At 69.1% G+C, this 12,791-nt stretch carries 12 protein-coding genes and 1 riboswitch; all 12 genes read right to left on the reverse strand.

The window, feature by feature from the left end; all coding sequences use genetic code 11:
- Nucleotides 1-64 precede the first annotated feature (64 nt).
- A complete protein-coding gene (locus tag LRD69_RS12130; RefSeq protein WP_277326583.1) occupies nt 65-1,450 on the reverse strand; it encodes an NAD(P)/FAD-dependent oxidoreductase in 1,386 nt (461 codons plus the stop codon).
- Nucleotides 1,451-2,073: 623 nt separating this feature from the next.
- Entirely contained in the window at nt 2,074-3,015 is a 942-nt protein-coding gene (locus LRD69_RS12135; RefSeq protein WP_277326584.1) for a Ppx/GppA phosphatase family protein, read from the reverse strand.
- Between the two features lie 46 nt (nt 3,016-3,061).
- Nucleotides 3,062-3,619, reverse strand: coding sequence for a DUF501 domain-containing protein (locus tag LRD69_RS12140; RefSeq protein ID WP_277326585.1), 558 nt, complete (start codon nt 3,617-3,619; stop codon nt 3,062-3,064).
- A gap of 81 nt (nt 3,620-3,700) precedes the next feature.
- On the reverse strand, nt 3,701-4,171 hold the full coding sequence (locus tag LRD69_RS12145; RefSeq protein WP_277326586.1) for a septum formation initiator family protein: 471 nt from the start codon (nt 4,169-4,171) through the stop codon (nt 3,701-3,703).
- A 203-nt stretch (nt 4,172-4,374) separates the two neighbouring features.
- Nucleotides 4,375-5,661 (reverse strand): phosphopyruvate hydratase, encoded by a 1,287-nt coding sequence (gene eno, locus LRD69_RS12150; protein ID WP_277326587.1) that lies wholly within the window; start codon nt 5,659-5,661, stop codon nt 4,375-4,377.
- A gap of 278 nt (nt 5,662-5,939) precedes the next feature.
- Nucleotides 5,940-6,650, reverse strand: coding sequence for a transglycosylase family protein (locus LRD69_RS12155; protein WP_277326588.1), 711 nt, complete (start codon nt 6,648-6,650; stop codon nt 5,940-5,942).
- Nucleotide 6,651: 1 nt separating this feature from the next.
- A riboswitch (cyclic di-AMP (ydaO/yuaA leader) is annotated at nt 6,652-6,823 on the reverse strand.
- 300 nt (nt 6,824-7,123) lie between these two features.
- On the reverse strand, nt 7,124-8,053 hold the full coding sequence (locus LRD69_RS12160) for a transglycosylase family protein (protein ID WP_277326589.1): 930 nt from the start codon (nt 8,051-8,053) through the stop codon (nt 7,124-7,126).
- A gap of 106 nt (nt 8,054-8,159) precedes the next feature.
- A complete protein-coding gene (locus tag LRD69_RS12165) occupies nt 8,160-9,533 on the reverse strand; it encodes a cytochrome P450 (RefSeq protein ID WP_277326590.1) in 1,374 nt (457 codons plus the stop codon).
- 9 nt (nt 9,534-9,542) lie between these two features.
- Nucleotides 9,543-10,517, reverse strand: a complete 975-nt coding sequence (locus LRD69_RS12170) for a nucleoside triphosphate pyrophosphohydrolase (RefSeq protein WP_277326591.1) — start codon at nt 10,515-10,517, stop codon at nt 9,543-9,545.
- A 13-nt stretch (nt 10,518-10,530) separates the two neighbouring features.
- Nucleotides 10,531-11,187: a SurA N-terminal domain-containing protein gene (locus tag LRD69_RS12175; RefSeq protein ID WP_277326592.1), complete on the reverse strand. Its 657-nt coding sequence runs from the start codon at nt 11,185-11,187 to the stop codon at nt 10,531-10,533.
- Between the two features lie 138 nt (nt 11,188-11,325).
- Nucleotides 11,326-11,739 carry a GtrA family protein gene (locus tag LRD69_RS12180; RefSeq protein WP_277326593.1) on the reverse strand — a complete coding sequence of 138 codons (414 nt, stop codon included), beginning with the start codon at nt 11,737-11,739 and terminating at the stop codon, nt 11,326-11,328.
- Nucleotides 11,736-12,695 (reverse strand): glycosyltransferase family 2 protein, encoded by a 960-nt coding sequence (locus tag LRD69_RS12185; RefSeq protein ID WP_277326594.1) that lies wholly within the window; start codon nt 12,693-12,695, stop codon nt 11,736-11,738. Before LRD69_RS12185 ends, LRD69_RS12180 begins: the two co-directional genes overlap by 4 nt.
- Nucleotides 12,696-12,791 lie beyond the last annotated feature (96 nt).

Here is a 12,791-nt window from a genome sequence, read left to right on the forward strand (position 1 = left end):
GATGGCGGACGGCCCCTTCGGGCGTTGTGCACATGCTGCGCGGATGCGAGCATCCGCGGGCGGACTAGGAGGCCTTGGCCTTCTCGCCCTCGGCCTTGGCGACGACCGGAGCCGGGGCCGGCTTGGCGGCCTCGTAGAACTCCTCGCGCGGCGTCTCCATGGCACCGAGCGAGACGACCTCGCGCTTGAGGAACATCGCGAGCGTCCAGTCGGCGAAGATCCGGATCTTGCGGTTCCAGGTCGGCATCGCCAGGCCGTGGTAGCCACGGTGCATGTACCAGGCGAGACGGCCCTTGAGCTTGATCTTCACCTTGCCCATGACGACCATCGCGACGCCCTTGTGCAGGCCGAGACCGGCGACCGCACCCTTGTTGGCGTGGCTGTAGTCCTTCTGCGGGAAGCCGCGCATCCCGGAGATGACGTTGTCGCCGAGGACCTTCGCCTGACGCAGCGCGTGCTGGGCGTTGGGCGGGCACCAGGCGTTCGGGTTGCCGGCCTTGCGGCCGACCATGTCCGGAACCTGGGCGTTGTCGCCCGCGGCCCAGATGTAGTCGGTGCCCTGCACCTGGAGCTTCTCGGAGGTGTCCACGTGACCGCGCGGGCCGAGCGGCAGGCCGAAGCGGGCCAGCGCCGGGTTCGGCTTCACGCCGGCCGTCCACACGATGGTGTTGGAGTCGACCTCGAGGCCGTTCTTCAGGACGACATGACCGTCGACGCAGGAGTCCATGGAGGTCGAGAGGAAGACCTCGACGCCACGGGACTCCAGGTGCTCCCGGCCCCAGGTGCCCAGCTTCGGGCCGACCTCGGGAAGGATCTTGTCGGCGGCGTCGACGAGGATGAAGCGCATGTCCTCGCGCTTCACGTTCGTGTAGTACTTCGCCGCGTCGCGGGCCATGTCCTCGACCTCGCCGATGGTCTCCGCGCCGGCGAAGCCGCCGCCCACGAAGACGAACGTCAACGCCCTGCGGCGGACGTCCTCATCGGTCGTCGAGTCGGCCTTGTCCAGCTGCTCGAGGACGTGGTTGCGCAGGCCGATGGCCTCCTCGATGCCCTTCATGCCGATGCCCTGTTCGGCGAGGCCGGGGATCGGGAAGGTGCGGGAGACGGCGCCGAGCGCGATCACCAGGTAGTCGAAAGGCAGCTCGTACGCCTCGCCGACGAGCGGCGCGATCGTGGCGACCTTGCGGTCCTGGTCGATGGTGGTGACCCGGCCGGTGAGAACCTCCGCCTTGGGCAGCACGCGTCGCAGCGGGACGACGACGTGCCGGGGGGAGATGCTGCCGGCGGCGGCTTCGGGGAGGAAGGGCTGGTAGGTCATGTACGACCGCGGGTCGACGACCGTGACGGTCGCCTCGCCGTAGCGCATCTTCTTGAGAATGCGCCGAGCTGCGTACAGGCCTACGTACCCACCGCCTACTACGAGGATCCTGGGACGCTCCGTGGTGCTCATGCCATCGAGTATCCACCCCCCTCGGAGGGCACGCTCGTGAGCCCCTTCACAAGGTCTCCCCCACCCTCTGCTACACTTCGCCGCCCACGTGACCGAGGTCATGACGGCACGAGGGAACCACCGTGCCGCGGCGAACGTTGTTCACCGCTTGTGAGCAGGCTGTTGAGCCCAACGGCGGAGTGGACCACCCGCTCCTCCCCACCCTCTCGCACCCTCCCCGGAACCCTGCCGTGCACGCGGCAAACGCGCCCGCAGACGGCCATGGAGGCCCGTACGGAGCAGAAGTGTGCTCCGGAGCGCCGAATTCCTTGTGAAGAAGTTCACGAACTTCGTCGCGGCGTGTCTTCGCAAGGGGGCCGGGAAGGGCCCGCGAGGAGCCGAAGATGCCTCAAAGGGGCAGGCGGGAGTGCGTATGAGCGGATCGGCGACCGCGCTCCCCGCACCCCGCCGCACCCCTCGCCAAGGGCCGTCCCGTCATCCCCGGTGGATCAGCGCGCGGCATCGGACATGGGGCATCACAAGGCCGAGGAGCGTCCTCATACGGGGCATATCCGGGCGTTCCGGCGACGCAGCGGGGTGCCACGGCTGTCGTCGTGCACCCGCCAGGGACGACGGGACAGCCCTCAGGCGACGGACCAGCCGATTCCGTCCAGGATGTCGTGCTCGCTGACGACGACTTCGCGGGCCCCGGTCCGCTCCATCACGGCCAGCAGGACGAGCGCTCCGGAGGTGATGACATCGACCCGTCCCGGGTGCATCGCCGGGATCGCGGCGCGCTCGGCGTGGGTCGAGGTGACCAGCCGTCCGGTGATCTCCTGGACCTGCTCGAAGGAGAGCCGTGAGTGGTGGATCGCCTCCGAGTCGTACTCCTGCAGTCCCAGCGCGATCGCGGCCACGGTGGTGACGGTCCCGGCGAGGCCGACGAGCGTGGCGGCCTCGGTCAGCGGGACGGTCTCCTCGGCGAGATCCAGGGCGGCGTCGATGTCCGCACGGATCGCCGCGATCTGACCCGGCGTGGGCGGATCGGTGACGACACCGTCGTGCACGAGGTGACGCTCCGTCATCCGTACGCAGCCGATGTCCACGGACCGTGCGGCCAGGACCCGGTCGTCGCCGACGACGAACTCGGTGGAGCCGCCGCCGATGTCGACCACCAGATACGGCTTCGCGAGATGGTCGCTGCCCTCGAGCTCCTTGGTGGCGCCGTCGAAGGAGAACTGCGCCTCCTGGTCGCCGCTGATCACCTCGGGCTCCACGCCGAGGATGTCCAGCACGCCACGGACGAACTCGTCCCTGTTCTCCGCATCGCGGGAGGCGGAGGTGGCGACGAAGCGCAGCCTCTCGGCGCCATGCTCCTTGATGACGGCCGCGTACCGGCGGCAGGCGGCGAAGGTCCGCTCCAGCGCGTCGGGAGCGAGCCGGCCGGTGCGGTCCACCCCCTGCCCGAGCCGGACGATCTCCATCCGGCGGTCGAGCTCGACGAGCTCACCCGTGGCGGGGTCGGCATCGGCGACGAGCAGGCGGATGGAGTTGGTTCCGCAGTCGATGGCGGCAACGCGGGTCATGGGTTCTCCTGTCGTGTGCCCGGGGCTCCGCCCCGGACCCTGATCCTCAGTCGCCGGACGGGCTCGACGTGCCGGACTCGTCCGCGGGTCCGCACGGCGTCACGCACGGGCCCTTGCGCCACCACTCCGGCAGCATCGCGATCGCCTCGTCCCCCAGCGGATTGACCCCCGGCCCCGCCGCCAGCGAGTGCCCCACCAGCACATGCAGGCACTTCACCCGGTCCGGCATGCCACCCGCGCTCGGGAAGCCCTCCAGCACCTCGATGGCGTCGCGCCGGGCGATGTAGTCCTCGTGCGCGTTGCGGTACGCCGCCGCGAGCTCCGGGTCGGTGGCCAGACGCTCCGTCATCTCCTTCATGACGCCGTTGGCCTCCAGCGTGCCGATCGCGGAGGCCGCGCGCGGGCACGTCAGGTAGTACGTCGTCGGGAACGGCGTACCGTCCTCCAGCCGGGGCTGCGTCTCGACCACGTCCGGGTTGCCGCACGGGCAGCGGTGCGCGATCGCGCGCAGCCCGCGCGGCGGGCGGCCGAGCTGCTGCCGGAACGCGGCGATGTCCGCCTCGGTGGGCGCGGTGGATTCGGTCTGGGGAGGGGGCGTTTCCATGCCTGCCTTGGTTCTACTCGAGATGCTGAGCTGCGGTTCCGCAGCGGAATGAAAGGGGCGAAAGAGCGGTCGGAGGAGCGGTCAGTTCCGGTCGGCGGAGTCCACGCCGTCCCACAGGTTGGAGTGCCACGGCCGGTCGGTCTCCTGCGACCCGCCGCTGCGCGCCTTGGCCGCGTCCGGGTCGACCACCGTGTAACCGGTCTCCCCGGGAAGGACGTAATGCAGGTGCTCCCGCGCCAGCCGCCGGATGTACGCGTCGTCCTGGAGGCGCGCCTTCTCGTCGCGCAGCTCCTCGGTGCGCGCCTGCGCCTCCCGCGCCAGCCGCTCCTGGTCGGCGATCTCGTCGCGCTGCGACACGTACTGCCGCATCGGGTACGCGAGCGCCACCACCAGCGAACAGACGACCAGCGCAAGGAACGCGGCCCGCCCGGTGAGCCGGGAGCGACGCGCCTGACGGCGGTTCTGGGACCGGTAGACGCGGGCGGCGGTCTGCTCTCCGAGCAGCCGCAGCCGGGTCGCGGTGGAGAACCGGTCCCGGTCCTTCGCGGCCATGTCTCCGCCTCCCCATTACGCACGTCCGTCCCCGCACACGGTACGGGACCGAGTGCGGGGACGGTCGGAGGCCGGGGCCTTTGACCCGTGACGGGCCTGCGGCCTGCGATCAGCCCTTGCTGCGCCGGTCAGTTCACGGAGCGCCGTACTGCATCAGCTCGCAGGGCGCTGTGCCTGACCAGTTCGCGGGGCGCTGTGCCCGACTAGTTCGCAGAGCGAAACCGCGGGAACGCGGAGCGGCCCGCGTAGACCGCCGCGTCGTCGAGGATCTCCTCGATGCGCAGCAGCTGGTTGTACTTGGCGACACGGTCCGAGCGGGCCGGGGCGCCGGTCTTGATCTGACCGCAGTTCACCGCGACCGCGAGGTCGGCGATGGTGACGTCCTCGGTCTCGCCGGAGCGGTGGGACATCATGCACTTGAAGCCGTTGCGCTGGGCCAGCTCGACGGCGTCCAGGGTCTCGGTCAGCGAACCGATCTGGTTGACCTTGACCAGCAGGGCGTTGGCGGAGCCCTCCTCGATGCCACGGGCCAGACGCTCCGGGTTGGTGACGAAGAGGTCGTCGCCGACGATCTGCACCTTGGAGCCGAGCTTGTCGGTGATGACCTTCCAGCCGGCCCAGTCGTCCTCGTACAGCGGGTCCTCGATGGAGACCAGCGGGTACGCGGAGACGAGCTCCTCGTAGTACTCGGTCATCTCGGCGGCCGAGCGGGACTTGCCCTCGAACTCGTACGAGCCGTCCTTGTAGAACTCGGACGCGGCGACGTCGAGCGCGAGCGCGATGTCGCGGCCCGGGACGTAACCGGCCTCCTTGATGGCCTCGACGATGAGGTCCAGGGCGGCGCGGTTCGACTCCAGGTTCGGCGCGAAGCCGCCCTCGTCGCCGAGACCGGTCGACAGGCCCTTGGTCTTCAGGACCTTCTTCAGCGTGTGGTAGACCTCGGCGCCCCAGCGCAGGGCCTCGGAGAAGGACTCCGCACCGATCGGGGCGATCATGAACTCCTGGATGTCCACGTTGGAGTCGGCGTGCGACCCACCGTTGAGGATGTTCATCATCGGGACGGGCAGCAGGTGCGCGTTCGGGCCACCGAGGTAGCGGAACAGCGGCAGGTCCGAGGCCTCGGAGGCGGCGTGCGCGACGGCCAGCGAGACGCCGAGGATCGCGTTGGCGCCGAGCGAGCCCTTGTTCTCGGTGGCGTCCAGGTCGAACATGGCCTGGTCGATCAGCCGCTGCTCGGTCGCGTCGTAGCCGACGAGCTCCGGGCCGATCTGCTCGATCACGGCGAGGACGGCCTTCTCGACGCCCTTGCCCTGGTAGCGGTTGGGGTCACCGTCGCGAAGCTCAATGGCCTCGAACGCACCGGTGGAGGCGCCGGACGGAACGGCAGCACGGCCCGTGCTGCCGTCGTCGAGGCCGACCTCGACCTCGACCGTGGGGTTTCCGCGGGAGTCGAGGATTTCCCGGGCTACGACGACGTCGATGGACGGCACGAGGCATCTCCTTCTGAGATATGACGCTGTTTGTGCAGGGTCGCTTTGGCCTTGCGACAAGAGCCTAACCGGCCCGGCCCGCTGCGTTCGGCGACCGCCCGCCTCCTGGGACGAAAAAGGACCCAAGGGCAGCCATAGGCGGACAAAGATCAAGAAATCTACTGGTCGGTAACTACAACAGGTGAACGAAGAGCGCAGAAACCCCGACCTGGCGCGTACGGGGGAATCCGCGCCGGGTCGGGGTGCTCAGGGAGAGGAGAGCCCTCTTCTGCAGGGTCCTACTTCGTCAGGTGGAGCTGCTGACCCGGGTAGATCAGGTCGGCGTCCTCGACGATGTTCTTGTTGAGCTTGAACAGCTGCTGCCAGCCGCCCTTGACCTTGTGCGTCGCGGCGATCTCGCTGAGCGAGTCGCCGGACTTGACGGTGTACTCACCGTCGCCCTTCGCGACCTTCTCGCCGGTCGGCGTGGTGACGGTCTTCTTGGCCGCGGCGCCGCGGTCCGAGCGGGAGGCGGCGGGGGCCTCGGTGTGCTCGGCGGGCTTCGGCGCGGCCGGCTTCGGCTGCGCGGCCGGGGTGGTCTGCGTCGCGCCGGTGTCGACACCCGGGTCGACACCGTCGTTGGTGAGGTTGCCCGCACCCGCACAGGACCAGGCGCCCGGGCCCTGCATGTCGAGGAGCACCTCGGCGGTGGCGATCTGCTGGGCCTTGGTGGCCAGGTCGGCCCGCGGGGCGTACTTCGTACCGCCGGCGGCGGCCCAGCTGGACTGCGAGAACTGCAGGCCGCCGTAGTAGCCGTTGCCGGTGTTGATGGACCAGTTGCCACCGGACTCGCACTGGGCGACGGCGTCCCACGTGGCGACGGACGCGGCGGAGGCGTTGGTCGCACCCATCAGGGGAACGGCGATGGCGGCACCGGCAACACCCGCGAGCGTGGCGACACGGACGGCCTTGGACGGGCGACGGTGCTTGCCCTTGCTGTTCAGCAGCATGGAATCTCCTCACCGACGCCTACGAGGTGAGCTGTCGGGTTCGGGCCTAGTGAGTTGCCCGGTCGCACGTCCTGGCGCGCGACTTCACCCCGAGCCGGTGCTGACGGTGTTTCGACCATCGGCCCCGGCGGCTTACCTGGGTCCCCCGCTCCTGCCTACGGCGCTTTACGCGTCTGTTCCCTTCGACCGACGGCAGGATTCGGCGTGACGATCGACGGGGCCCGCGGTGCGAGCAGTTCCGACCGTAAACATAGCCAACCCCCATATTCAAAGATGGACATACCGGACAATCAGTCCTTACTTGCATCCGGCTCGTCAACGTTTTCGCAGGTCGGGGGTGATGCGGACGGACTCCGCAGGCGCGACACGCCAGTTGACGCAAAGAGACCCATGTCTCACTTACGCATAAGCGGACATAGGCCTCTGAACTACCCCTATTTTTGGGGCATTTTTAGCTGTTGATCAGACTGGTCTCAGTTCGCCTTCACATCGAGAGCGAGGCTCTGGCCAGGGAGAATGAGGTTCGGGTCGGCGCCGACGGCATCCTTGTTCACCTCATAGAGTGCGGGCCACCCGCCGGGGACGTGATGTGCATCAGCAATCGCCCACAAGTTGTCGCCGGGCCGGACCTCGTAGGAGCCGTCGGCCGCCGGGGCACCCGCGTCACGCCCCTCGCCGTCCCCGCGGGAAGCATGGCGGCCCGATTCCCGGCCGTTGTCCGCCCCCGCGTCCTGGCCCAGTTCGGAGGCCGGCGCGCCGCGGTGCTTGCCGCCCGCCTCACTGCCGGAAGAGTCCGAGGAATCAACGGAGTCGGGCGATTCGGAGTAATTGGATGAATCAGACGTATCGGACGTCGGTTCGCTCGACTTCCTGTCCGATGTCTCGCCCGACGACTTCTTCGAGGCTTTCTCCGACGCCTTGGTGGACGACTTCGCGCCGTCCGACACGCTCGCCTCGTCGGACGCCTGCGCGCCCTCGGCCGGTTCGGCCGACGGCACGGTGCCCGGGTCGACGCCCGGCAGTGCCCCGTCCAGCGTGAGGCCGGAGATCACCGCACAGCTGGGCCATGCCGTCGGCCCCTGGTCGTCCAGGACCTTCTCGGCGATCGCTATCTGCTGCGAGCGGCTGGCGAGGTCGGCACGGGGGGCGTACGCCTCGCCTCCGTACGACTTCCAGGCGTCCTGCGAGAACTGGAGACCGCCGTAGAAGCCGTTGCCGAGGTCGGCACTCCACATGCCGCCGCTCTCGCACTCGGCGACCCGGTCCCAGGTCGTGGCGTCGGCCGCGTGCGCGCCGGCCGTGCCGAGCAGCGGGATGGCGATGGCCGAGCCGGTCACGCCTGCGGCGACGACGATGGCGGGTGCCTGACGAGGGCGACGGTGCCTGCCGTTCGCGGAGCCCATGGGAGTGCCTTCCGTGTGACTGACAAAGTGACGGGTGCGTCGAACGGTGAACGTAGCCGCAGTCGAACGCTTGTCACAAGTCGATGCAGCACAGATCACGTAAAAGTCACGGAGTTGACAGTGAGTCACCTTCGTCGGAGCGATGTCCGGGTTCGAACTCCACGGGAAGAGTGCGCAGTCCGCGCATGATGAGCCCACCGCGCCAGCGCAAATCGGTAGGTTCCCCTGCGAGCCGCAGGTCAGGCAGGCGTCTCAACAGAGTGGCGAGGGCCGCCTGGCCCTCCAGCCGGGCGAGCGGCGCCCCCAGACAGTAGTGAATGCCGTGCCCGTAACCGAGGTGCTGATTGTCACGCCGTGCGAGATCGAGCGTGTCGGGGTCCGCGAACCGTTCCGGGTCCCGGTCGGCGGCGGCGAGCACCACCAGTACGGGGTCGCCCGTCGCGATCCGCTGCCCGCCGAGCGTGAGCGGTTCGGTGGCGAACCGCCAGGTCGCCAGCTCCACCGGACCGTCGTAGCGCAGCAGTTCCTCGATGCCCGTCTCCAGCAGCCCCGTCTCCCCGGCGTCCAGCGAGCGCTGCAGCCGCTCCCGCTGCCCGGGGTTGCGCAGCAGCGCGTACACCCCGTTGCCGATGAGGTTGACCGTCGTCTCGAAGCCCGCGAAGAGGAGGATGAAGGCCATGGCGGCGGCCTCGTTCTCGGTGAGGTGCTCGCCGTGGTCGCTGGCCCGGATCAGCCCCGAGATCAGATCGTCGCCGGGGTTCTCCCTTTTGCGGTGGATCAGTTCGGCGAGATAGCCGCGCATCTTCTTCACCGACCGGGCCACACCGCCGCGCGGCCCGCCGCCGTGGCGGATCATCATGCCCGCCCAGTCCCGGAAGTCGTCCTGGTCCTCGCGCGGCACGCCCAACAGATCGCAGATCGCGTAGATCGGGAGCGGGAACGCGAAGTCGTGGATGAGGTCCGCGCTCCCCTCCTCGATGAAGTTGTCGATGAGGCGGTCCGTCAGCTCCTGCACACGCGGCGCGAACTCCGCGACGCGGCGGGGTGTGAACGCCTTCGAGACCAGGCGGCGCAGCCGGGTGTGGTCGGGCGGATCGATGTTCAGCAGATGTGTCATCAGCTCCGCCTTGCGCTCGCCCGGGATGCCGGTCTTCCCCTTGGCGTGTGCCGGCTCGGCGTGGTGCGCCGGGTTCTTGGAGAGCCGGGTGTCGGCGAGGGCCTGCCGGGCGTCCGCGTACCGCGTCACGAGCCACGCCTCGACCCCGCTGGGCAGCGCGGTGCGGTGCACAGGGCTGTGCTCGCGCAGCCAGGCGTAGGCCGGGTACGGATCGGTGGCGAACTCCCATGTGAAGAGTTCGGGCGCACCGGGAGGGGCGTCGGCGGGGCGATCGGCAGGGCAGCCGGCGGCGTTGCCGGGAGACCGCTCGGCGGGGCTGTCTGCGGAGCTGCCGGTGGACCGGTCTGCGGGGCTGTCGTTCACCCCCTGACGTTATCCGTTGGCCTCCGCGGCAAGAATCGCGTCCCGGTAGGCACGGCCCGCTGCGCGCAGGGCGGCCTCGGGGTCGGTGCCGTCCCGTTCCGCGCGTACGGCGAGGGCGAGGAGCTCGTACCCGATGCCGTCGCCCGCCGGGAGCGCCACATCGAGTCCCGCGGTACGCACCCGCCCGGCCAGCTTCGCCGCCAGCGCCAGACCGGGCTGGCCGAGCGGCACGCCTTCGGTGACCGATGCGCGCTGCTTCTCGATGGCCTTGGTGCGCAGCCAGTGCGCGTGCACGTCCTCCGGGGTCTCGGCGGTCTCGTCGCCGAAGACATGCGGATGGCGGTGGATCAGCTTCTCGACGAGGGTGGCCGCGACGTCGTCCACGGAGAACGGCTCGGCTCCGTCCTCGGGGCGGCCTTCCTCCGCGATCCTGGCGTGGAAGACGACCTGGAGCAGTACGTCCCCGAGTTCCTCGCGCAGCTCGTCGCGGTCGCCGTCCTCGATCGCCTCGACCAGTTCGTACGCCTCCTCGATGGCGTACTTCGCGAGCCCCTGGTGGGTCTGCTGCGACGTCCAGGGGCACTCGGCCCTGATCCGGTCCATGACCTGGACCAGATCGAGGAGCCGGGCGCCCGGCAGGTCGTAGGAGCCGGGCAGCAGCTCCAGGTTCGGCATCCGGACCCGGCCCGAGCCGGCCAGCCGGGCCAGACCGTCGGTCAGCGGCTGGTTGCCCTCGCCGCCGGTCAGGACCACGACGGTCCGGCCGCCCGCGCAGGCGTCGACGAGCTCCTGCGCGGTGGGCGCGGCGTGCGCGACCGGGACACCCGCCTCGCGCAGATAGGGCAGCTGGGGGTGGTCCGGCTCGGCGCAGAGCACCCGGTCGGCGGCGTGCAGCGTCTGCCAGGCCGGCCAGGACAGCAGTCCGGGCGCGACCCGGTGGCTGGCGGTGAGCAGGACGATACGACCGGGATCTTCAGCGTTCACCCCACCAACCTACCTACGCGCCGGCGGCGGTCTCCTGCTGGGCGGGCTTGGTGACCTGGGTGATCCACGGGGCCTTGAAGTCGGCGAGCTGGGTCTGCTTGTTGTTCCAGGTGCCGAAGCGCGGGTTGACGTCGATGTGCAGCGACGTCGACGCAGCGGTGAGCGCCTTGCTGATGGCCGCCACTCCGTCGGGGGTCTGCAGGTCGGCGCCGAGCGAGTCGGCCAGCTTCTGCACCTGGATCTGCTCCCGCAGAGCGGCGTCGATCTGGTTGGGGGCCAGCCAGCTCGCCGTGAGCAGCTGCTGCTGCCACGCCTTCTCTCCACCGCTCTGCGCGGCCTGTGCCTGCCGCATCTCCTGGATCTCCTTGCGGCTGACCGTCACGCCCGCGTCCGCCGAGGCCTTATCCAGGATCCGGTCGAAGATCAGTCCGTGCAGCTTGGCCCGGCCGAGCTGCCCGGACTTGCTGATCAGCTGGACCGAATCGTCGGAGTCGCCCTGCGCGGTGCGTACGTCCGCCACCTGCGCCTGCACGGTGGACACCTCGATCCGGTCGCCGCCGACCACGGCTGCGGCACCTGGGTGGGCCTGGCTGCCGCAGGCGGAGAGCAGCGGCGCCGCGATGAGCGTGGCAGCGGAGACGACGAGCGCGGTGCGACGGCGGCGGTGCAAAGGAGCCTCCCGGGGAGAGATTGTGCGGCGGTGCACAAGGCCTTGCGATGATCGATGTTAGGCAGTGGGCGTGATCCGGGCCACTGGTTCGACCAACGATTCGGGAGGAGTTGGGGATGTGGGCCCGATCCGGTGCACTCAGCGCACCTGTTCGACCGCTTTCGGCCTCGCGTCCTGCCGCGTGTCCGGCCGCAGCATGATCGCGCGCGAGACCACGAAGGTGATCGGGATGGCCGCCAGCGCCGCGACCAGCGGCGCGTAGCGGCTGCTGAACCCCGCCCGGTCCACCAGCAGCCAGACGCCACCGGTCGTGATCACGAAATTGGCGGCGTTGGTGAGCGGGAAGAGCAGGAATTTCCGCCAGGTGGGACGTATCCGGTAGGTGAAGTACGAGTTCAGCAGAAACGACCCGATCATGCTGGACACGAACGCGATCACATGCGCGGCCAGGTACGGCAGCACGGTCAGCAGAGCCAGGTAGCAGCCGTAGTACGTACCGGTGTTGACGACGCCGACGAGGGCGAAGCGCGCCATCTGAACCGTGACCTTCATCGGCGTGCGAGCTCCCGGGTCCTCTGCTGATTCGGTACGCCGGTATTGGACGCCTTCACCAGGAAGTGCGGGCGCCGCTTCACCTCGTAATAGATACGGCCCACGTACTCGCCGACCACGCCCACCATCACCATCTGCACACCGGCGAGCGCCGTGAGCACGACGATCAGCGTGACATAGCCGGGGGTGTCCACGCCTCGCACCAGGGCGACGCCGACGATCCAGGCGGCGTAGGCGAAGGCGAGGGACATCAGCGCCATCCCCAGGTACAGGGCGGCGCGCAGCGGCTTGTTGTTGAAGGAGAGCAGCCCGTCCAGCCCGTAGTTGAGAAGCTTCCCGAAGGTCCAGGCGGAGCGGCCCTGCTCACGGACCGCGTTCTCGTAGCCGAAGGTCGTCGTCCGGAATCCGACCCAGGCGAACAGGCCCTTGGAGAACCGGTTGTACTCGGTGAGTTCGAGGACGGCGTCGACGGTACGCCGGGACAGCAGCCGGAAGTCGCCGACACCGTCGACCAGCTCCACGTCCACCAAGCGGTTGATCATCCAGTAGTAGGCGCGGGCGCTGAGGGTGCGGGTGACGCGGTCGCCCTTGCGGGTGCGGCGGGCGATCACCTGGTCGTAGCCTTGGGCGTGTTCCGCCAGCATGCGTCCGATGAGCTCGGGCGGGTGCTGGAGGTCGGCGTCCATGATGACGACCGCGTCGCCCTCGGCGTGCTGGAGACCGGCGAGCATGGCGGCCTCCTTGCCGAAGTTGCGGCTGAAGGAGAGGTACCGGGTCCGCGGGTCGACGGCCGCGAGTTCCTCCAGGATCGCAAGCGTGCGGTCGGCACTGCCGTCGTCGACGTAGACGAGCCGGAAGTCATGTCCCAGGCGCGTCATTTCGTCCGTGACGCGCTCATGGAAGCGTTCGAGGATCTCCTCCTCGTTGAAACAGGGCACTACCAGCGAGATCAGCACATGGGTATCCCACCCCGGCAACGGGGCCGGTCCGGAGGGTTGCAGATGGACAACGAGCGACCATCACATGAATTGAATGATTAAACGACCAATTCG

The organism is Streptomyces sp. JH14, assembly GCF_029428675.1.
Classification (GTDB): Bacteria; Actinomycetota; Actinomycetes; order Streptomycetales; family Streptomycetaceae; genus Streptomyces.